This is a genomic window from Shewanella sp. LC6, assembly GCF_006385735.2.
Classification (GTDB): domain Bacteria; phylum Pseudomonadota; class Gammaproteobacteria; order Enterobacterales; family Shewanellaceae; genus Shewanella; species Shewanella xiamenensis.
The window spans coordinates 295,323-316,239 of sequence record NZ_CP043903.1; the positions used below are offsets into that span (position 1 = coordinate 295,323).

22 protein-coding genes and 1 pseudogene are annotated in these 20,917 nt (G+C 44.7%); 7 read left to right on the forward strand and 16 right to left on the reverse strand.

The features are described from left to right. Positions 1-76: 76 nt before the first annotated feature. The 3 genes from FJD32_RS24000 to FJD32_RS24010 form a co-directional block, all read right to left on the reverse strand. Positions 77-484 (reverse strand): hypothetical protein, encoded by a 408-nt coding sequence (locus tag FJD32_RS24000; RefSeq protein ID WP_088212951.1) that lies wholly within the window; start codon positions 482-484, stop codon positions 77-79. Then, positions 474-1,256 (reverse strand): AAA family ATPase, encoded by a 783-nt coding sequence (locus tag FJD32_RS24005; protein WP_047533125.1) that lies wholly within the window; start codon positions 1,254-1,256, stop codon positions 474-476. The genes FJD32_RS24000 and FJD32_RS24005 overlap by 11 nt, the downstream gene beginning before the upstream one ends. Before the next feature lie 115 nt (positions 1,257-1,371). After that, positions 1,372-1,779 (reverse strand): hypothetical protein, encoded by a 408-nt coding sequence (locus FJD32_RS24010; RefSeq protein ID WP_140907765.1) that lies wholly within the window; start codon positions 1,777-1,779, stop codon positions 1,372-1,374. Between the two features lie 209 nt (positions 1,780-1,988). Between FJD32_RS24010 and FJD32_RS24015 the strand changes: the two genes are divergently transcribed. Beyond that, on the forward strand, positions 1,989-2,666 hold the full coding sequence (locus FJD32_RS24015; protein ID WP_140907766.1) for a DNA adenine methylase: 678 nt from the start codon (positions 1,989-1,991) through the stop codon (positions 2,664-2,666). Between the two features lie 1,001 nt (positions 2,667-3,667). On the opposite strand, the gene FJD32_RS24020 is transcribed toward FJD32_RS24015, so the two are convergent. The 9 genes and pseudogenes from FJD32_RS24020 to FJD32_RS24060 all read right to left on the reverse strand — a co-directional run. Beyond that, the gene (locus FJD32_RS24020) at positions 3,668-4,543 is read right to left on the reverse strand and encodes a tetratricopeptide repeat protein (RefSeq protein ID WP_181317832.1); all 876 of its coding nucleotides are present in this window, start codon (positions 4,541-4,543) and stop codon (positions 3,668-3,670) included. 29 nt (positions 4,544-4,572) lie between these two features. Next, positions 4,573-7,659 carry a Tn3 family transposase gene (locus FJD32_RS24025; protein WP_205403065.1) on the reverse strand — a complete coding sequence of 1,029 codons (3,087 nt, stop codon included), beginning with the start codon at positions 7,657-7,659 and terminating at the stop codon, positions 4,573-4,575. Between the two features lie 23 nt (positions 7,660-7,682). Next, the gene (locus FJD32_RS24030; protein WP_140907296.1) at positions 7,683-7,994 is read right to left on the reverse strand and encodes a type II toxin-antitoxin system RelE/ParE family toxin; all 312 of its coding nucleotides are present in this window, start codon (positions 7,992-7,994) and stop codon (positions 7,683-7,685) included. Then, on the reverse strand, positions 7,994-8,254 hold the full coding sequence (locus tag FJD32_RS24035) for a type II toxin-antitoxin system Phd/YefM family antitoxin (RefSeq protein WP_011787805.1): 261 nt from the start codon (positions 8,252-8,254) through the stop codon (positions 7,994-7,996). Before FJD32_RS24035 ends, FJD32_RS24030 begins: the two co-directional genes overlap by 1 nt. Positions 8,255-8,518: 264 nt before the next feature. Beyond that, the gene (locus tag FJD32_RS24040; protein WP_140907297.1) at positions 8,519-8,983 is read right to left on the reverse strand and encodes a cation transporter; all 465 of its coding nucleotides are present in this window, start codon (positions 8,981-8,983) and stop codon (positions 8,519-8,521) included. A 7-nt stretch (positions 8,984-8,990) separates the two neighbouring features. After that, on the reverse strand, positions 8,991-9,275 hold the full coding sequence (gene merP / locus FJD32_RS24045) for a mercury resistance system periplasmic binding protein MerP (protein WP_069455589.1): 285 nt from the start codon (positions 9,273-9,275) through the stop codon (positions 8,991-8,993). A 34-nt stretch (positions 9,276-9,309) separates the two neighbouring features. Beyond that, on the reverse strand, positions 9,310-9,657 hold the full coding sequence (locus FJD32_RS24050) for a mercuric transporter MerT family protein (RefSeq protein ID WP_058689194.1): 348 nt from the start codon (positions 9,655-9,657) through the stop codon (positions 9,310-9,312). A 77-nt stretch (positions 9,658-9,734) separates the two neighbouring features. Continuing rightward, a complete protein-coding gene (merR, locus tag FJD32_RS24055; RefSeq protein ID WP_069455590.1) occupies positions 9,735-10,136 on the reverse strand; it encodes an Hg(II)-responsive transcriptional regulator in 402 nt (133 codons plus the stop codon). A 197-nt stretch (positions 10,137-10,333) separates the two neighbouring features. After that, positions 10,334-10,675: pseudogene (locus FJD32_RS24060) on the reverse strand (amino acid permease); the annotation flags it as partial. Positions 10,676-10,886: 211 nt separating this feature from the next. Here FJD32_RS24060 and FJD32_RS24065 point away from each other — a divergent pair. Further along, positions 10,887-11,318: an Lrp/AsnC family transcriptional regulator gene (locus FJD32_RS24065; RefSeq protein ID WP_037426668.1), complete on the forward strand. Its 432-nt coding sequence runs from the start codon at positions 10,887-10,889 to the stop codon at positions 11,316-11,318. A 268-nt stretch (positions 11,319-11,586) separates the two neighbouring features. Here FJD32_RS24065 and nrfD read toward each other — a convergent pair whose 3' ends face one another. The 4 genes from nrfD to FJD32_RS24085 all read right to left on the reverse strand — a co-directional run bounded on the left by nrfD (position 11,587) and on the right by FJD32_RS24085 (position 14,234). Then, positions 11,587-12,528, reverse strand: a complete 942-nt coding sequence (gene nrfD / locus FJD32_RS24070) for a cytochrome c nitrite reductase subunit NrfD (RefSeq protein ID WP_047537963.1) — start codon at positions 12,526-12,528, stop codon at positions 11,587-11,589. Next, positions 12,525-13,211: a 4Fe-4S dicluster domain-containing protein gene (locus FJD32_RS24075; RefSeq protein WP_047537960.1), complete on the reverse strand. Its 687-nt coding sequence runs from the start codon at positions 13,209-13,211 to the stop codon at positions 12,525-12,527. Before FJD32_RS24075 ends, nrfD begins: the two co-directional genes overlap by 4 nt. Positions 13,212-13,215: 4 nt before the next feature. After that, positions 13,216-13,680, reverse strand: a complete 465-nt coding sequence (locus FJD32_RS24080) for a nitrite reductase (RefSeq protein WP_037423605.1) — start codon at positions 13,678-13,680, stop codon at positions 13,216-13,218. A gap of 77 nt (positions 13,681-13,757) precedes the next feature. Further along, entirely contained in the window at positions 13,758-14,234 is a 477-nt protein-coding gene (locus FJD32_RS24085) for a DUF2726 domain-containing protein (RefSeq protein WP_037423607.1), read from the reverse strand. Between the two features lie 412 nt (positions 14,235-14,646). Between FJD32_RS24085 and FJD32_RS24090 the strand changes: the two genes are divergently transcribed. From FJD32_RS24090 to menE, 5 genes are all read left to right on the forward strand, one after another. After that, on the forward strand, positions 14,647-15,615 hold the full coding sequence (locus FJD32_RS24090; RefSeq protein WP_140907298.1) for a LysR family transcriptional regulator: 969 nt from the start codon (positions 14,647-14,649) through the stop codon (positions 15,613-15,615). Positions 15,616-15,791: 176 nt separating this feature from the next. After that, the gene (gene menD, locus FJD32_RS24095; protein ID WP_205403066.1) at positions 15,792-17,513 is read left to right on the forward strand and encodes a 2-succinyl-5-enolpyruvyl-6-hydroxy-3-cyclohexene-1-carboxylic-acid synthase; all 1,722 of its coding nucleotides are present in this window, start codon (positions 15,792-15,794) and stop codon (positions 17,511-17,513) included. Beyond that, positions 17,513-18,313 (forward strand): 2-succinyl-6-hydroxy-2,4-cyclohexadiene-1-carboxylate synthase, encoded by an 801-nt coding sequence (gene menH, locus FJD32_RS24100; protein ID WP_205403079.1) that lies wholly within the window; start codon positions 17,513-17,515, stop codon positions 18,311-18,313. Before menD ends, menH begins: the two co-directional genes overlap by 1 nt. 50 nt (positions 18,314-18,363) lie before the next feature. After that, on the forward strand, positions 18,364-19,413 hold the full coding sequence (gene menC, locus FJD32_RS24105) for an o-succinylbenzoate synthase (RefSeq protein ID WP_205403067.1): 1,050 nt from the start codon (positions 18,364-18,366) through the stop codon (positions 19,411-19,413). A 6-nt stretch (positions 19,414-19,419) separates the two neighbouring features. After that, a complete protein-coding gene (menE, locus tag FJD32_RS24110; RefSeq protein ID WP_140907301.1) occupies positions 19,420-20,892 on the forward strand; it encodes an o-succinylbenzoate--CoA ligase in 1,473 nt (490 codons plus the stop codon). Positions 20,893-20,917 lie beyond the last annotated feature (25 nt).

The window sequence follows — 20,917 nt, forward strand, 5'->3', positions numbered from 1 at the left end:
TGTTACAGGTTAGTGCGGTGGTGAGATACCGCGCTAACCATCCTAGCAATGTATAACAACAATGTTATACATTAAATTAATTCCCTTGAACCATCTTCATCTGAACGTCTTTAATTGCGCGAATAACTTCTTCATCCCCCGCTTCCATCAACAGAACCAGACCCGCTCTAATCAACTTTGTAGTGTTAACCTCCCGCAGACTGCCCAGCTGGTCGATAATAAGATCTGCACAATTTGCCTTTAGCGTATCGCTTCGAGTAGCCAAAGCTGTCAACTCCGTTTCGAGGAACCGAATTGGTTTTGGAGTGATCTTTGTTGTAGCCACCGTCCCGAATGTGTTTGCCCTTGCTTTCTGAGGCTCTTTATTGCTTGCAGCAGCCAACTTACGTTCAGCGCGTTCTAGCGCGGCCAACTCTCCTTTCTCTTGTGGAGACAATTTAGCTTTAGCTTTTAACTCGGCAATCCGCTCTAAATTACTGTTCATAGCTATCAAACTCCTTGGCAAAATCTTTGTAATACGCCGCCCCAGCGTCACTAGGGGCAAATTTAGAAACAGGAAGGTTAGCAAGTTCAGCATCACCGAAAACCACTTTGTCCCAAATTATGGTGTCCGCAACTCTGCCGTTCCACGTTAAGCCAATTCTAGAGTCACCATAGGCCAGCTCACGTTTAGAAGCTCGGCGCAAACAAGTACGTAAAATAGTAAAGCGAATTTCGGATTCATCGATAAATTTAACTTCTTCAATATGCGCCAAAAACATTTCAATACCTTGGATAGATTTTTCTCTATATGAGGTAGGAATAATAAATTCATCAGCTGCCATAATCGCATTCAACCCTAGTACAGACGTTCCCGGGTTAGTATCGATAAGAATGTAGTCATATAAATGCTTCACTGCGGCTAAGTGAGCTATCAAGCGTTCTTCCCGGCGTGGCAGTGAGATCATATCCATATCTAACTTAGTCATAACGTCCCCGCTTCTGCCGGGAATGATATGTAAGTTAGCCTGTTTTTCTCCATCGATGATTGCGGGATATATCGCAGTGGTAATATCAAATTTTCGATTGAGTAAAGCATCACCAATGTAAAATTCTTCATCCCCATTGGTAAAATACTCGGTGGCATTAGCTTGACCATCAAAATCAATGACCAACACCTTTTTACCTCTATTAGCTAACTCATAGCTTAAGTTAACAACAGTAGTCGTTTTTGTAACACCGCCTTTGCGATTCCCAACCATAACTATTCTAGTCATAAATCCACCATGTAGAACATCAAAGATATACACTAAACTAAAGCTAGATTATCACGTGTAGAACATTAAAGATATACATAAACAGTATATTTTTTATTTTAAAATAAACAGTGAGTTACGCAAAAAGCCATGATAAAGCGATACTACCCACGAAAAGAACACAGCTTAGGGCAAATGGGGCTAGATACCCGTAGTACACTTTTTTGTGAACTTGTTTATCGACCAAATATCTATGGGCAATAACCCCCACTTTGACACTCCCGCCTATAGCAACCAGCATCAAGATTATCCCTAAAACCCAATTTAAGTTTTGATAGGGCGTGATCCCTGAACCAGCTACAGCATTCTTAATTGAAGGGAACAACCTGAGCAATTCTTGAAATGTGAAATGATAAAACGCAGCAGCATATCGATAAGGGGATTCATGCGAAGCCCACTCATCCATCCATTCCCAAAATTCCCCGAATATTCCAACCGACAGTAAAACCAGAAATAAAAACTTGGCATTCCCATTCGTAAACATAACTCCCTCACAAATAATTGAAATCACCTCACAACATTAATGTATAACATCAATGTTATACATGCAATGGTTTTGTATAAATTTTATTCGCAAACGACTACAGGCTATCGCAACACTGCCGCGCATAGACGAAATTGACTATGTTGGCCACATTGATTACATAGACAGTTCTATCTATGATGGTGCCAAATTTTTAATGAGCTTGTGCAATGGACATGGATAATTACCTAGGCGGCAAAAATGGTAGTGGGGTTTACCAAGCAATAATAAATCTGCTTCCACCTCACGACACTTACATTGAAGGGTTCTTAGGTACTGGCGCAGTGATGAAAAGGAAAGCCCCGGCGCTTCGGAATATTGGGCTCGATCTAAACAAGTCCTGTATAGACGAATTTGACTATGCTGCAGCAGAGCTCTATCAGTGTTGTGCGTTTCAGTTTTTGCGTACTTTTGATTATGAAAGTAACGGTCGCACGGTTTTATATTTAGACCCTCCATATCTGCATGAAACCCGAACCAGCACCGCCCGATATGAGTACGAGCTAACTGACGAACAACACCGGGAATTGTTAACTCTGATAGTTGATCTGCCTTGCCTAATCTTGCTCTCGGGTTATCGAAACCAAATGTATGATGAAGCGCTATCTCATTGGTGGAGTGTGGACTTTCAGGCAATGAGTCGCGGCGGCGTCCGAACAGAAACAATTTGGTGTAACTTTGAGCCCGGTCAAACTCATTATCATACGTTTGTCGGAAAAAACTTTACCGATAGACAACGCATCAAGAGAAAAGCGGCAAGATGGGCTAAGAAATTTGAAGCACTACCTATTGGTGAGCGCCAAGCGTTGTTATCTGCACTGCTTGAGATTTTATCTCACAGTGAATAACCCACTTGCGCCTATTTTGCCATTATATGGTTTAACCATTAATTCAATCCTACACGCATTACCCATGATCTTCTTTACATGGTGTAATCGCTTTTAACTAGCAAACATCACATAGTTATATAGTCTCTAAACGGTGCTCGTTGGCATCATGCTTGCAAATTCATCCTGCTAGACGCTTTTGCTTTTAAGCGGGTTTTCAGCGTGTTTGTAGCGTAACGGTCGGATGACAAAAGAAATGTTCAGCGATGCTCTTAATCTCGCCCCTAGCGTTAGCTAGGAAATGGCGAGGCATTCTTAATTATTTTGCTTATAGATCTTTTTTTCTTTCTTTTTTTAAAGAAAAAATCAAAAGAAAAAAGCTCAAGATAACAGACTAAAGATCACAACTAACTTCGCAGTTTTATTTTGTACTTTAACTTTTTAAATGAAATTTGTATTAATCCGTGGCTATGCCTCCAACTAGCTGTAATCGATGACAATTCGATGACGTTTATATGTTTATGTAAGGTACTTTTAACACCATATGCCCTTACAGGGGGGTTGTCAGGCATAACAAAGCTCAGCTATTGCTGATAAGAAGTATAATGAAAGGTTCTATACGTTCATTAGTTAGGTGGGGGAGAGTAAGCTTCGCGTTGTTCGCGCGCATAATGTGATTGGATAAGGTCTAAGAGTTCTTGTGATGGTTTAACGCACGTCATATTTTGGCGCAAAGTTCCATCCTGACGATACCGAGAACTTGGATATCGAGGCTTTTGTCTAAACGATTTACCTGAAAGCTTAAGATCCGCAGCGTGTTTTGCAGCCCCAGTTCTAACAGATAATCTATCAGCTCCCAACATGCTCAATAGCTTTGAAGATAAGTACTTGTGGCTTGCTTCTGCGTGAAAAGATGCAACATGGCCATCTTCATAAACGCTTACAGTGTGGCTTTCTATGTGCCCACATTGTAGGCTAAATTTGCCCAACGCGCCAAATATGTAAAGTTAGCTCGAAACGGGTTATCTCGAATTCGATAATTCCTCATACAGCTTGCTAGATAATTGCTGAGCCTCATTAAGCTGTTGAGTCGACAAGTTTTTAGCTGTTTCATCTCTATAATTAATAGACTCTACATCTCCTCCAGTTGCAGCAATAGAGAACCATGCATAGCCATTTTTAAAGTCCTGTTCGGTTCCTTGTCCAAGAACATAGAGAAATCCAAGTGCCTTTTGCGCTTCTAGATTTCCTTGTCTAGCTGATTTTAAATACCAAAAATGTGCTTTACTCCAATCTATTGGAACTCCATAGCCAAAGTTATAAGTATCGCCAACAATTTTTTCAGCGATATCACTTCCTTGCTCTGCTGCTTTTAGAAACCATGCTAAAGCACGTGTTTGATCTTTTTCCACACCAACAGCTGATGCATACATGGTTCCTATAGCTAACTGAGAGTAAATATTACCTTGCCCCGCGGCTTTTAAGTGCCATAAAAAAGATTTTGAAAAATCTCTCTCTATGCCATCACCAGCGGCATACATTCTGCCGACTATATTTTGTGCTTCTGGAAGTCCTTGTTGAGCGGCCTTTAAGTACCATTTAAAAGCCTGCCCTAAATTTTCAACTATTCCGTCGCCTGTTGCATATTTTGTTGCAACGATGATCTGAGCGTTCACATCACCTTTTTCAGCAGATATTAAATACCATTTAAATGCATTACTTAAATCTTGTTTTACCCCGTTACCCAATTCATAAGCTCGTCCAAGTATCAGTGAGGAAGTGGCATCCCCATTTTGTGCTGATTGGATGATATCTTTATTTAACTCGTTTCCAGTCAAAGCAAAAGAACTGCAACATAATACTAATAAAAATAGATAGTTGTGCTTTTCAAATTTCATAATCATTTCTGCTCTTCATATTAATTACTCTAAAAATCAACGCTTGGCGTCTCACTATCCGTCAAGGCTTGCTGCCAATATTCTGGTTCAGCATATCGAGCAACCAATGCTTCGATATCTATTTTTGAGGTTGATGGACTAAACTCAAAATTGCCATACATATTGATGTGCTGCCATGCAACGGGCGAAATACTGTGAAGCTGAGCTAGTGCGTTTTGATCTCCTACTGTTTGCTTCTGTTCATAGACACGAGATAGCAGCACTGTGTTGTAGTAAATGACCGCGTTGGTGATGAGCCGAGAGCATTCATTCCAAATTTGTTGCTCCTCTTCCGTTTTTACTCTGAATTTTCCACCGTTAACAAATGCAACAGCTCGCCTGAGACGATGATAGGCTTCACCACGATTTAATGCTTTTTGTACACATTGACGTAAGCCAACATCGTCGACAAAGTCGAGAATGTATAGCGTTCGGCATATATTTTCCAACTCCCATAATGCTTTCTTGGTCTGATTCTGACGCGAATAGCTCGAGAGTTTGCGAACAATCGTGGCTTGAGTAACATCTTTTTGAGCTAGCGATGCCATGATACGTTGAATATTGGGCCATTCACGTTCAATCAATTCATCGTTGGTTTTTCGGGCAGGCTTTATTAGCCAGTCACCACACTCATTGGGATGTTGTGAGCCGACTAACGTATCCATTTTCTTATGCAAATCACGATAACGAGGTGCAAAATGATATCCAAATGCATGCAAAATCCAAAAATTAACCTGATTGGTGCCATGGGTGTCAGTGGAATGCCGTTCTGGCTTTATATCAGAGGTATTGTTATGCAATAAATCGAAAACGTAATGGCTTTCATGTTCGTGAGTCCCAATAATCTTTGCATTTATAGGAACATGATTTGCGACCAACGTGTAGGCGCTGACACCTTTCTGTAAACCAAAATACTTAGGAGAATATCGAGCGTTAAGGGTGTTAATTTGCGTTTCCATCCGCTGGCCATCGCTACTTGAATGGAGCGAGTCCTGAATATCATAGAGATGAAATGCGGGTAGCTGGCTGGTTGCATTACTAATCGCATCATTAGCCGCTCGCAACGTCTCCAAGCGTAGATAATTTCTAGACGTTCCCGCCATTGATGCTGAGCTAAGGCCTGAAACCTCAGCCATTTTTGCTAACCCCATGTTTGTTCCCATCGCAACAATACAGGCGAAAATTTCACGGGGATCAGCTTCATGCTTTACATAACGATCTAATACATGGGTAAATGCATTTAAAAATCCAGTATTACCCGCAACAAACCACAGTAGATCCGCAATACCAATTCCTGGTAACTGGCTGTAAAAATCGCTATTAACGGATTCATCACTGCTCGGATAAAGCAGCTTCCAACGACGCTTTTCGGCAGCCCCAATTACTTTAATATGTTTGTTGACCCCATCAGAAATATGTTGGTTAATCGCACTATAACGTGCTGCTAGCATAGTATGAAATACAGCCAGAGTATCTTGGATAGGGGCCAATAAAATGGGTGCACCAATATCTTGCAATACTCGTTCTTTATCCTGCCATCTAAGATCGCTTATTAAGTCATCTTCAAAGCGGCGAAATTCATTACTATGTTTAACGTACACATCACCCGCTTCCAGTGAGTTGCGTAGTAGGCGATAGACCAAAAACTCATAGCGATCTACATCTAGCGTTTTAAATGTTTTACCCTCTTTACTAAACAAATATCGGCGTAAACCTTTAGGAATAATCTCAGTCGGAAATGAACTAGGGTCAGTTTGCCTTGGTGATTTTTCTGTGCGCAACAAGTTTTGTAAAAACCCGATAGCTTCAAGCAAAGGAGAGTCTTCTACACGTCCAGCAAAATCCAGATCAGTAAAAAGTTGCCTTAAGTTACGTTTGAATGTGGCTGATAATTTTGTGTAATGTGACCATTCAAATGCCGTTTTGTCGAAAGCAATATTGCGTAAGTAATCAGCAACTAATGGGAATCTCTCTTGTTCAAGCAATGCATAGGCTCTTTCTTTAATAACGGAAAAAGGTGTGTCATCGGTGATGGTGTCATCCGTAAACAGGCTCAATACATGACCCGCGGCTTGTAAATTTTTCGCTGCATTGGTAACTGCATTATTCATTGCTTCTTCAGCGGCACGCTTGGCCTGTTTCTCATATTGATCGACCCAATGGAGCAATGCTTCAATTAAGTTGTCATTAATTTGCTGAAACCGATGAAAAGCAAAAAACAGCAGATATAACTGAGCAGTCTCTTTTTTCATGCGTTGAAGTTTATAAGTGGTATAAAACTTAACCATAGAAGCATAATACTTGCCGCTTTCATTGGAGATCCCCGCTGTTATGAGGAACTGCTTGGCAAACTCATGTAGAGGCTGGAAAAACTGCCGCCGTGCGACTTCATGTCGCAATTCTTTATAACTGAAATCTTTAGCTTCATGTTTTAATGCGCTGACGCGAAATACTCCTGACTCAGCCCGAAGCAAAGCCGCTAATTGCTGATCGATAAGTGAAGTCATGCAAGTGCTAAGTAATCGAGCAATACGGGTGCGTTCATAAGCCACCACTCTACCAATCATCTCTTGCATATACCGATAACTGGGCATGACAATACGGTGTAATGCTAAGTATTGGGTTAATTCACGAAAGATAAAGATAGGTTGTGTCGATAACATCGCAACGCGCTGTGCTTTATCTTCCAAATCAACTTTTACCTCATTATCACATTGTTTATACTGGAATAAATCAAGAATTGCTCGTTGCTGTTCAGCCCTAATCGGTCTTGAGGGACTTTTCAGTCTTGAAAGCGTTTTGGTGGGAAAGTACAGCGCGGCAATGTAATCCAAGTCATTTAGTACTGACGATTCTTGTTCATAACTGAAAAACTGCCGTTTGGCTTTGAAATAACCCAGTTGCAATACTAAATGGGCTGCCACAGAAAACGTTCGGGTATTGTCGAATAGCTCGCGCTCTTTAGCACTTAAGTCAAAATATAATCGACGATCATCATCTGAGAAATGAGGTAATCCAAACAGTTCATCTATTTCATCGGTTGACAAAATAGATAGCCGCCGAGCGTCATTTTTCATGGATAACCTCATATTTCACTACATCAGATTGTTTCCCGCTCCGCGAGATGTGCAAGTGGAACCATACTTTTATGTAAGATCCCAAATACAACGAATTGATGCTCATGTTGGATGTAATAGATGACATGACTTGAATAAGGGAAGCTAAACACATTCATGCGTACCTCGGGTCTATTTTTCCCAAGGGTGGGTGTTTCAGCCAGCAGCAGAATCGTTTGTCTAAGTCCTGATAAATATGTCTTCGACTGAGTCGTTCCCCATTGGGCTAACGTAAAGCGGTGAATACCTATCAGATCAGATTGTGCATCGGGCGTTAAATGATAAGTTACCGGCATTAGTCATACTGCCCTGCGGCCAGTTCATCAAAAAAGGTATTACCATCAACCAAATTGCCCATTTTGATGTCAGTTATGGCTTTCACCGCTTTGGATTGAAGCAAATGTAATTTTAGTGTCTCGATACTTTGGTATGCATCAGCTGAAATAACAACGGCCACAGGCTTGCCATTTTTATTAATTTGGATTGGAGCTTGTTGAGCTTTGAGCAACAAATCTCCAAAGTGAATTTTTGCTTCATTGGCTGAAAGAGTGTTCATTTATCACCTTTAAACGAATCGTTCGATTCGCTCAATTTACACCAGTTGGGCGATAAAAGTCAAAAATGCACCTTATCAAAATGTATACAATTTGATAGAGTAATTTATCACCTATCAAAACTACTATCATAAGTCGGTTATCAAAATCTCTAAAGAGATTATGGCAAATTTTTAATTTTTAGGTTTAAGGTGTATTTGATATTGAAAACAAGTTGTTACCTCGTGCATAAATCTAACTTTACACTTTTGGCGCGTTGGGCAAATTTAGCCATTTTCCAATCCCGCAAACGGGTTATGACGCTGCTGCTCTGCCAGTTGCGCAACCCGGATCAGGATCTTTGACGGCACACAACCAACGTTGACACAGCAGCCGCCAATGACATCCGCCCCTTCGATGAGCGTCACTTTAGCACCGCCTTCGGCTGCCTTGATGGCGCAGGCAAATGCCGCTGAACCGCTGCCAATAATAGCCACGTGCAGTTCTTCCGTATCCTCATCTTTGGTTAAGCGTGAGTTATTGCCCAACGCAACGACTTTAGCCTTATAGCCCAGCGTGGCGACAGCATCGAGCAAGGTTTTCTCATGGATATCTGTGTCGGTTTCGATGACGGCATTAGCCTCGTCATAAGAGACCATTGCGCTGCTAACGCCCGCAACGGCTAGCAGGGCCTCCTGAACATGATGGGTGCAACTTGCACAAGTCATCCCAGAGATAGACAGTGTGATCATAGGCACCTCAATTAGCTTTGTTTTTTATCGTGGAGGGATAACCAGCATTGGTGGTGGCTTCAATCAACGCATCGGCACTTGTCTTTTCATCATCAAAGGTCACCATGGCTTCTTTATCCTCATAGCTGACCTCCGCACGGGATACGCCATCGACTTTAGTCAGCGCCTTTTTCACCGTGATCGGACACATGGCGCAGTTCATGGTGGGTAAATCTAGGGTCACGGTTTGCGGTTTGGCCCAGGCCGTCAAACTTGTGACAAAGAGCATTAACACAAAGGTAAGTTTTTTCATGGATTATTCTCCAGCAGGTTGTTGGCATTCACTGTCAGGCAATCAAGGGGATCCAATAGCTACTGGTCACAAGTACCAGCGCGAGTAGAGCTGTTATCCAAAAGATGACTTGACGGCGTTTACGTACTTGCAAAACGGCACAGGCAGTGCCCGATTCGCAGGCCTCGACGGGACGGTAAACCTTCCACCCAGCCCAACTGAAGAGAACCAGCACAGCGAAGATGAAAAGGGGGCGATAAGGTTCGAGCAGAGTGAGATTACCGATCCAGGCGCCACCAATACCCAGCGTCAGCAACAGGAAGGGGCCGACGCAACACAGTCCTGCGCCGATAGCCGCCGCAATACCGCCGAATATTGGCAGATTGGCATCGTTTTTTGACATGACTCACTCCACTTGGTTTGTTCCAGTAAAGTCAGTCTAAACGCCGTACTCTAGTACGGAGTCAAGCAGGAATAAACTCAGCGCGATTTTCTATCCTCAGGAAGAAGGGAATCGATAATGGGACAATGGGTTTGGTCAGGATTAGCAGCGCATTGGTTCAACAAATCATTAAGGACGGTTTCCAAGCGACGCAGATCAGCCATCTTGGCACGAACACTGACAAGCTTGTGAGAAGCCATGTCTTGTACTTCTTGACAGGGAGTATTATCTAGCATCAGCAGATGGGATATTTCCTCCAAAGTAAACCCCAGTTCCTGGGCACGCTTGATAAACCGGATCCGGTTCAGGGTTGTCACTGGATAGCGACGATACCCCTCGGTTGGTTTATCAGGTTGTTCGATAAGACCACGCCGCTCATAATAGCGGACAGTCTCGACATTAACACCTGCCGACTTTGCTAATTGACTGATTGTGTACATTTGGGCCTTGCTCTCCGTACTTAAGTACGGTGGATTGTAATCCTAAAGCAGATAAACCCCAATAAAACCTTAACGTACGTTTTCGTTCTGTTGGACTTCATACCCCATATTGAGGTTTTGACACGATTGATGGGCGAGTTGATGGGCTATGTCGATCAGATCACCAGCTATGGTTTTAGTTCAACTGATTTAGGAAACAAAGCCTTAACAAACTGGAAAGTCATCAAAATCGCGGCGGGCGCCCCCATCGGCACGACCAACAAAAAAATGAGTCCGATAGTACGGCCTGCGGTACGCCCAAAAGCCTTTTCCACAAAATAAGCGGGACCCGCAGCATGGGGAAAGACACTCGCCAGCCGCCCAAAAATCAGCGCCACCGGAATAATGGCTAAGGTGAGGAGTGACCAAGCGATAAGCGCACCAGCATGGGCCTTGTCGATTGTCATTTGCGGGAGAATAAACACCCCAGTGCCCAGCAAAGTGGTGGCCATCAAGCCTGCACCTTGCCAACGTCCTATAGTTCCGCTATGTGAGTTCATCTGTTAACATTCAATGGTTTTGAAGCCGTCAGTATAGTGAGATTTTACGCCGCAATCTGCCGTCAATTTCGGTGTTCTTAGTGGTAAATGCCAGCACAATGACGGTAAAAAGCACTATTTCAGGCAAAATGACGGTGTAACTCAAGGCCTTATACTGAGTTGTACTTTTAGGCCGCCTCACTTGTTATACCCATTTTTATCGGAGTCTACGTTGGATAAGTTTGATACCGCCATCATCAATTGTTTGCGCCAAGATGCTCGCCAAAGTGTTTCCAGTATTGCAGAGCAGGTCAATCTTTCCCGTAGCGCGGTTGCCGAGCGGATAAAAAAACTTGAGCTAACTGGCGTGATCCGTGGCTATCAAGTATTGCTGAGCGAATCGCAAAAAGAGGGAGTGTCGGCCTACTTCGAAATCCAACATAAATGTCCCCGCTGCGCCGATGTGGTACACGTGTTCCATGCGATCCCCGAAGTAATTACCTGCCGTGGTATTTCCGGTGATATGGATTTACTGGTGTATGTCCATGCCCCTTCGATGCGCCGCTTGCACGAGATCCGCGAATATATCGATACTCACACCGATATCATCAAGATTAAAACCCATGTGGTGATGAGCGAGTGGATTAATAATACTGGCGAGTAACCTTGCGTGCCCCAAACAAGAAACGCCACCCCTAAGGAATAAAGGTGGCGAGGCCCTTGTGGAGGCAGGGCAAACAATACCTAAATATCAAATATGGCTTCCCTTCCCAATAACCTCCCTGTGACAGCAAATCGCGACAAGACAACGCACCTTTAATCACTTCAGCCAGCGTTATTAAAGGGAGTTAGCTCACGGTGCTTCCTTAGACACCGCTTCGCCATTCACCGTAATTCCTTCTTATCTATAACATTGAGCCAACCATGCTCAATCAAACGACCGTCATTTGCCCCGTGTAGAGAATAAAGTTACGCAGCAGTAGCACGCCAATCAGACTTAAGCATGCGGTGCCTGCTACATAGGCCCACTTACGCTTTGACGTGGCGGTCATAAACAGGTTCATTGCCAAGGGGCCCGATAATCCGATCCCAACAATGCCAATCCAGAAAACCCATCCCCAGAAGCCATAACCTATCGCATTGAAAGCCGCAAATTTGCTTTGACCGCCTGACAACACTAAGCCCATAAAGAAGGTAAAAATCAGCACTATCTCCACCAAAATCAATGGGATTTCAACCTTATGGATAAAGTGAACTTCCTTGGCGTTAGGATTAGCATTAAGCAACACCCCACCCAGCAGAGAAAATGCCGCGCCGGATGAGAGTCCCGAAGCCAAAAACAGCAGTGGCAATACGGGGTTTTTCAACATCGGATAGCCGGGTAAAGCCGAGAGTAAAAAGCCAGTATAAGCCCCCAGCGCGAGGGAAAAGATCACCAATAAACCGGTAATCGTGGCCTCGAAGCGGCTAAGCCAAGCTGTCAACTTCAGCACTATGGGAAAGCGACTCTCACACCATGCATCAATGGGTTTACGGAATAACAAACCAATCCACATAAACATAAAGACTTGGTAGATGAGCAGGATCAACACACCCATCGACATCACAGACTTAGGATTGTAGAAGACTAATATCTTCCAAAAATCGAAAGGCTTAGTTAAGTCCAATACCAAGATGCCTAGACCCGCCATCACCGCCACGGGCGCCACAATACAGGCCGCCTGCACAAAGCCAGACTGGTAGGCATTATGTTTCAACACAAAATGCTTGAGTAACACCGCAAAGAACATGGCGCCAGCAGATGCCCCCGCTAAAAACAGGTAAATTGCAATTGGCCAATGCCACACTAGCGTATCAAAATGTAGGGCGCTCATATTGCCACCTCCCCTGATTTAGCCACAATGCGGAACAGTTTTGGCCGAGTGCCGAGGTCGACCTTAGCCCTTTGGGTTGGGTTAGCCTTTAGCACTTGTACCACCTGAGAAGTGGGATCTTTTAAGTTGCCAAAGACCAATGCCTTAGTCGGGCAGGCCGCGACGCAGGCAGGTTGTTTACCTTGGGCGAGGTTTGTCTCACGGCAAAAATCGCATTTGTCCGCAGCGTGGGTAACAGGATTAATAAAACGAATTTTGTATGGGCAGGCTGCAATGCAATATTGGCAACCCACACACTTCCAAGCATCTACCGCCACAATGCCAGTCTCTTTATCGATAAAGGCGGCACCCGTTGGGCAAACATTGACGCAGGGCGCGTCTTCACAATGCTGGCAAGACTTACGACTGAAGTGATAAAACTGGTTCGGATATTCCCCATAGGGTCCAGTTTGCTCTATTTTTAATCGGGCAACACCCTCGGGCACTTGGTTGGTTTCACGGCAGGCAACTTCGCAAGCTCGACAGCCAATACACTTAGTTTCATCGTGGATCAGTGCGTATTTCACACTAGGTTCGGCTTTAGCCTCATTGGAGGCATTCACAGTAGCCAGTAATGTGCTACCCGATGCCCCTGCCAATAAGGCGCATGCTCCTTTGAGAAATCTTCTTTTTGAATTTTCCATAACCTTACTCCTGCTGGCCTGTATGGCAAGTACGGCACAGCTCACTGCGAACCTTAGGCGTCATCTCTGCCATAGGATCGGTTGGGCTATGTAATTTATGGCAAGCGGCACAGGCCACTTTTTGGGCATGCACATTATGCGTCCACTCTTGGGAGCTGAGTTTGGCTGGCATATGGCATTTTTGGCACACCTTTAATTGCACAGCAGCTTCGGATGCCTCATTTAATCCAAAAACCACTAAATCATTTGGTTTTTTGGGATGATCACCTTTTTCACCATGACAGCTTGAACAGGTCATTTTCATGGCATCCTGGCCGTGATGCCCTAACATTTGACCATTACGCTTATGACACTTCATGCAAGCATCACTATTAATTTGCTTCGCGGGTTCAGCACTTGTTGCGGAAAAACTGAGCAGCAATGCCATTGCACCCAAGCGTAATGACCACAGCCATTGTCGTGTAGACATAGCGAGTCCTCATATCAATTCATTGGGAAACAAAGAGGAAGTCAGGGTTCGGAGAACTCCGAACCCGACGAGCGTGGTCAAACGGCTAGCGCTTGCTTGAGACTTGTTGCATCCCACTGTTTATGCTGATTCATTTCAATAAAACCAATATTGAATTTGCTGAATAGCTTTTTCATGGGTGAATTGATTTGCTTACCGGCGTCGCTGATCACCATTTTGACTTCTGAAGAATCATGGTCAATCAACACATAGTCGAGACGGCATTCATGGTTTAAATCAGCATCGTGCTGGTCCATGTCAAATACAGTATCGAGTGGAACATTGCAGCAGACATCGTATTTGCCTTCAACGACAGTTTTTAGTGATTTAAAAAAGTTGAAACTATCTTCATCAAATAACACTGGTTTGAGTTTCATTTCATGATGTGCAGCCTCCTCGGGATCCGCCCTAAAAAACTTAATGCAAGTCATGACAAACATTACAAACACAAATGGCACCGCTACGAATAGTACGAAGTACATAAACGCATAGCTGAGAATGACTGAAGTATTCATATACGCCTCCAATAACACAATTATATTTTTGTTTTCTCCTTTAAAGCACCTTCAGTATTATTGCAGACGGGATTTATTTTTTTGATCTGGATCACATGCTTAAATCAAAAATTAAACATAAACAACAAGTTAGGATACAGGACACATTACTGTATAGCGTAAATCTAAAATGCACATATTGATAATAGTTAATTAAAAAAATGAAATTGGCGTAACTGAATATCAAAAATTAAAATTTCAAATTAGTTTAATAATATTTTTTGAAATATAAAAAATCAAATTCTAAACCTATTGTTACATATAGATGAATTTAAGGTGCAAAACTTGGGATGGATTTCACATTAAATTAAATTAATAACACCATAATTAGGTGTTCTTTAAAGTATTTACTCAATATTAAGGAATATAAAAAATGCATATTAGTAACATGGATGGCCTCGATATTCTGAGTTTAAAAATACTTGTTTCATTATATGAGAACAAGTCTGCAACCTATGTATCAAAGGCATTAGATATACCAGCCCCCAAAATAAGTCGTAGCCTTAAAAACCTGCGAGAAGTATTTGGTGATGAGCTTTTTATCCGTAAGAAATATGGCTTATTCCCCAATGAATTTGTTACGCACTTATACCCGATAGCGAAACAAACCATTGAATGTACAGAGAAGTTTCAAAAGGTACGAGCAGCCAATGTCAATCATGTTAAAACACATGTTGAGATTGCCGCCCCAGGCCTTATTGCCTATGTCTTCCCTAAAGCCTTAATGCAAGCTATCAAAGAAGAGCAAAAATCTATCCATATCAATATTACCCCTTGGTCACTGCATACCACGCAGGACATCATCAATGGTGATACCACCCTCGGTATTTGTTGCAATAAGAGTACCGCAGATGTCGCAGCCTATGGAGACAAGTTACAAACCACAACACTGCAACGTATGGGTAAGGTGTATCTTATTGCTAGCCGAAATCATCCCATTTTTAAGCGAGAAATTACCTTAGAGACGATTGCAGAGTATCCCTATGTCAATACTGATCTCGGTAATCCCAGTACTCGCCTTAGCCCATATCAAGAATTCTGTATAAAAAATGGTATAAAACTCAATACTGAAATTACCATTACCAGTATTTCTAGTTTGTTTGAATATTTAGGAGAGAGCCAAACTATTTCTTTATTACCCTACCGAGTGGTTTATGAAATGGTGGCAGAAATACCCGAACTGCATACCTGTCAATTATCACAACTTGAGGCAGAACGTTTATACGCTGACACCGAAGCACCGACGATCTTCTTGGTGCAAAAGAATCAGCCCAATCGCGCTAGCGAAGAGCTGGCGTGGCTCAGTGAACAAATAAAGAAAATTGTTGATAGCATTATTTAGTGATAAATACTTAACACGTTTTCATCTTATTATTCGAGGTGATAGGCATATTGTGCCTTAGCTTAGGCTCCACCTCACCGCTCCTCCGTGTCGTCCCAAGTTTTGTTAAGACGGGCATACATCTTAATCGTCAAACACGTTACACTAGGCCTATCTTTATCCTGATCGATCTTGCTATGCGAACCGAAAACACAGCCACACTTAATCTCATGTGGGGCGCACTGATTCTGGAAGAATTAGCACGTCTTGGTGTGCAGCATGTCTGCATGGCACCAGGCTCACGCTCAACCCCGTTAACTCTTGCAGCAGCCCAGCAAACCAAGCTGAAACGTCATTTGCATTTCGATGAGCGCGGCTTAGGGTTTATGGCGCTTGGATTAGCCAAAGCCAGCTCTGCGCCCGTTGCCATTATTACCACCTCAGGCACAGCCGTCGCTAATCTTTATCCTGCAATAGTCGAAGCGTGGCTCACCCATGTGCCTTTAATTGTCCTCAGTGGTGACAGACCGCCAGAATTACTCGGTTGTGGCGCCAACCAAGCCATAGTGCAACCAGCGATTTTTGCCCATTATGCCCAGCAGGTGAATCTCCCCACACCGGATGCACACATTGCGCCGCAGATGTTACTCACCACGCTTGATGAAGCCGTGACCAATCAAACACGCCCAGTGCATATCAACTGTATGTACCGCGAGCCGCTGTATCCGAGTGACTTAACGGCCACAATTCTCGATAGCGAATCGCCGTACCTCAAACCCCTGCAAACCTGGCTACAGCAAGCACGTCCTTACACTCTCTATGGTAAGCGTGAACAATTAAGCCGCCCGAGTGAAGATGCCATTATGCGCTTCGTCCACGGTAAGGGCGTCATCATCGCGGGTACGCTAACACCAGAGCAAGATCCGCAGCAACTCATTGCGCTATCGCAAAAAATTGGCTGGCCATTACTGACCGATGCTCAGTCGCAACTGCGACAACATCCGGCGGCGATTGGTAATATTGACCAACTACTGCAACATCCAAAGGCGCGCAATCTGTTACAAGAGGCTGACCGCGTGCTGGTGTTTGGTGGACGCTTATTGTCTAAGCGTTTGATTGCTTACCTTGCCGAACAAAACTGGCACAGTTACTGGCAAGTGCTGCCGCAGCAAGATAGGCTCGACCCAAGCCATAACGCTAAACACATTTGGCACGCCAACGCCGCCCAATTTGCATCGCTTAACTGGTATCGCTCTTCATCGGCGAATTGGGCTAATACCTTAGTTAGCTACAACGATGAATTGCATAGTTTATTCGTGCGCAATATTGATCAAGGTGAGTTTGGTGAAGCTCAGGTTATCCGCGCGATTGCCAATACACGACCACTGGAGCAGCAATTGTTTATCGGCAATAGCCTGCCGGTACGTTTGTACGATATGTACGCGCCAGTGAGCTGCTGCACTGCCACCACTTACACTAATCGCGGCGCCTCGGGGATCGATGGCTTACTGGCCACCGCCTGCGGTATTGCAGCGCACCAAGGTAAACCGACCAGCTTGATTATTGGGGATTTATCCCAGTTGCATGATCTCAACTCCTTTGCCATCGCCCGCAATTTAACCAGTCCGCTGGTGATCATTATCCTCAACAACGATGGCGGTAATATCTTTAATCTCTTGCCCGTCCCCAATGAGGAACTGCGCAGTGATTACTATCGGTTAAGCCATGGTCTGGAATTTGGTTATGCCGCCGCTATGTTTAATCTTCCTTATAACCAAGTGGATAACTTAGCAGACTTCCAAAATAGCTATAATGAAGCGCTGGATTATCAGGGTGCTTCTGTCATCGAAGTCACCGTTAGCCAACACCAAGCCAGCGAGCAGATTGCCGCGCTGAATTTATGGGTGAAACAAAGCTAATGCCGACCGTGGCCCGTTATGGAGAGACAGCACTGCCAAACTTGGTCCTGATCCATGGTTTTTTAGGATCGAAGGCCGATTGGCTACCGCTGATCCCTAAACTCAGCCAACATTTTCACTGCATCTGCCTCGATTTACCCGGCCACGGCGACAATCAACCAGAAATCGCATCGACGCTCACTGATGGCTTCGACTTTTGTGTCCAAGACATTATCAGCCGCCTCGATCGCCTCGGCATTGAAGCGTTTTACCTCTATGGGTATTCCCTCGGTGGCCGGATTGCCTTACATCTTGCCCAAGCTTATCCGCAGCGAGTGTTGAGTTTGTGGCTAGAATCCTGTCATCCCGGGCTGACAAATACCGAAGAACAAGCCGCGCGCAGCAAGAGCGACAACCTGTGGGCCAAACGGCTGCAAAGCTTGAGTAGCGGGGATTTTTTACAGCTTTGGTATCAACAGGCAGTGTTTGCCGATATGCCCGACAAGGTGCGCAATGCCTTGATAACAAAGCGCGTGGCGCAGCTCGACCAACATCCCAAACACATACTCAAGCAAATCTTTTTGGCTACCTCACTTGCCCGCCAAACTTCACTTTGGGATCTACCTGCAAGCCTTGCTTGCGAATGCCATTTTTTTGCCGGCAGCCAGGATGCTAAATTCACGGCGATCGCAAAGGACTGGCAAGCACAACAACCCATCATCTTGCATCAGATTGAACAGGCGGGGCATAACATACATCAAGCCAATCCAGCGGGATTACTCGCCTGTATAAGAAGTTTGTTCGTCGAACGCTTGACGTAGAGATACACGCAAACAGACCGCTTTTAAATCGATAAAGCGTTAAGGAAAATATGATCTTAACTTCACTTAGCTTGTATTTATATCGCCTGCCCTTAAACCGCTTTTTGCCTGTGGGTAAACAACGCATTGACTACAGAGCTGGCTTAGTACTTCAGGCAAAAGCGCAAACCGAAGGTGAAGTGCGTGAGCAATATGTTGAAATCGCGCCACTCTCAGGGTTCGATATCGACCAACAGCCATTATTAGGCTTTAGCCGTGAAAGCCTCGATGAGGTTCAACAAGCCTTAGTGGCGCTATTACCCAAGCTGCAAAACCAATCAATTGATTGCTTGCTCGAGCAAGCCGAAGCGAGTCCCTTTCCATCCATTGCCTTTGGCTTAAGCCTGCTACATGCCAAAATCAGCGGAAAACTCGATACGGTGCGCCCCGTTACCACCACAGTGCCGTTGATTTACCAGCCAACAGATGCGCCCAAAACCGAGTTGATAGCTAAAATCGCCAAGCTCGATAGCAGTGTGCGCCCAGTTAAAGTGAAGGTTGCACAAACCTCCATGGAAGATGAGTTAAGTTTGATTTATGGCATCTTAAGCCAAAGACCGGAACTCAAGCTGCGCTTAGATGCTAATCGTGGATTTAGTTTGGAACAGGCCCTCGACTTTGCCGCTTGCTTGCCACTGGATAGCATTGAATATATTGAAGAACCTTGCCAACAGCCGCAGGATAATCACACTCTGCATCGCGCCATTCCTCTGCCCTATGCCCTAGATGAATCCCTCAATGACCCAGATTATCAATTTATGATGCATGAGGGATTAACGGCATTAGTCATCAAACCCATGCTACTGGGCAGTATTGAAAAACTTCAGCGCCTTATCGACGAGGCGAACAGCCATGGCGTGCGCTGTATCTTAAGTTCCAGCCTTGAGGCCAGCTTAGGTATCAATGATTTGGCCCATTTAGCCGCCATACTGACGCCCGATGAAATCCCAGGGCTCGATACGTTAGCCGCCTTTAGCCAAGACTTAATCGTACCAAGCGGCAAGCCCCAATGCTTGAATCTTCATCAACTTAAACTTGTCGCCAGTACGCAGCAGGATTAATCGCTAATGTCCGAATCTAAAACATTGGCTTCGTCCCAATCCATTTCACAGCAACGAATCTCGCCATTACATAGCGCCGCACTCACACTCCCTGAACAAACTGCGGTTAAGTGCAATGGGCAAGACATCAGCTACACGAGCTTAAGCCAAATGGTGCTGGGATTGGGTGAACAGCTCACGCGCATCGGTGTTGGCCAAGGGCAACCTCTTGCGTGTATCAGCCGTAATAATCTAGAGATGATTTGCCTGTATTGGGCCTGCGTGGATATTGGCGCAATCTTCTTTCCTATCTCGCCACGTTTTCCGCTGGCGCAAGTGCAAGGGCTTATCGATAGCCACCACATTCCTTTTTATTGGAGCGAAGCGGCGCTGGCCTTGTCAGGCAGTCATCAACTCACGCTGGATTTTAGTCTCAATGCAGTACCTAGCGCCGACCTCGCCGCGACAGCTTTTGATATTTATCGTCCTAGTAATGTGATTTTAACCTCTGGCTCCAGCGGTTTTCCTAAGGCGGCCGTGCACAATCTTGCGAACCATATTGCCAATGCCGAGGGCGCCCGCAGTCTTATCCCGCTGGTCACTGGTGATGCTTGGTTGTTGTCGTTACCTCTGTTTCATATTGGCGGCCTCGCCATTCTCAACCGCTGCACCCTAGTGGCGGCGACGGTAGTGCTACCGGATCCGACTCTCCCGCTGCAGGCGCAAATCGAGCGCGACGGCTTAACCCATGCTTCCCTCGTGCCGGCACAGTTACTCAATCTACTCGCCGATAAACAGGCTTCACTCAAGAGCATTAAAGCCTTGCTGCTCGGCGGCGCAATTTCTATCGATTTACTCAAACAGCTCGAACAGCGGCATATTACCAGCTTTACCAGCTACGGCATGACGGAGATGGGTTCGCAAATCACCACAGGCCCGGCGCTAAGTGATGGCACCAGTGGCAAATTACTTCCAGGACGTGAGCTCAAAATTATCGATGGCGTGATTTGGGTGCGAGGAGATTGCTTGTTTATGGGCTATCTCACGGATAATGGCATTGAAAAACTACTCGATGCCGAGGGTTGGTTTTATACCAAAGACAGGGGCGAATGGGATGCTAACGGCAATCTTAAGATCTTGGGCCGCGTCGATAATATGTTTATCAGTGGTGGCGAAAACATTCAGCCTGAGGAAATTGAAGCGGCGCTAAAACTGCATCCACTAATAGATGAAGCGATCGTCTTTCCTCAGCCGGATGTGACCTTTGGCCAACTCCCCGCCGCCATTATTCGTGGCGACATTGTCCGCAGCGGAACTGTCGGCAACAACACAAGCCAAGAGATAAGCGCAATAGAGGCTGAACTTGAAGTCTTTCTTGCCGACAAAATCGCCCGCTTTAAACGACCGCGCCGTTATTACCCTTGGCCAGAGCATGCCGAGCAAACGGGTTTAAAGGTGAATCGCAAGCAACTTATTGCCGCTATTCAATCCGAATCTTGATAACTCTTGGTAACTCTTGATAAGT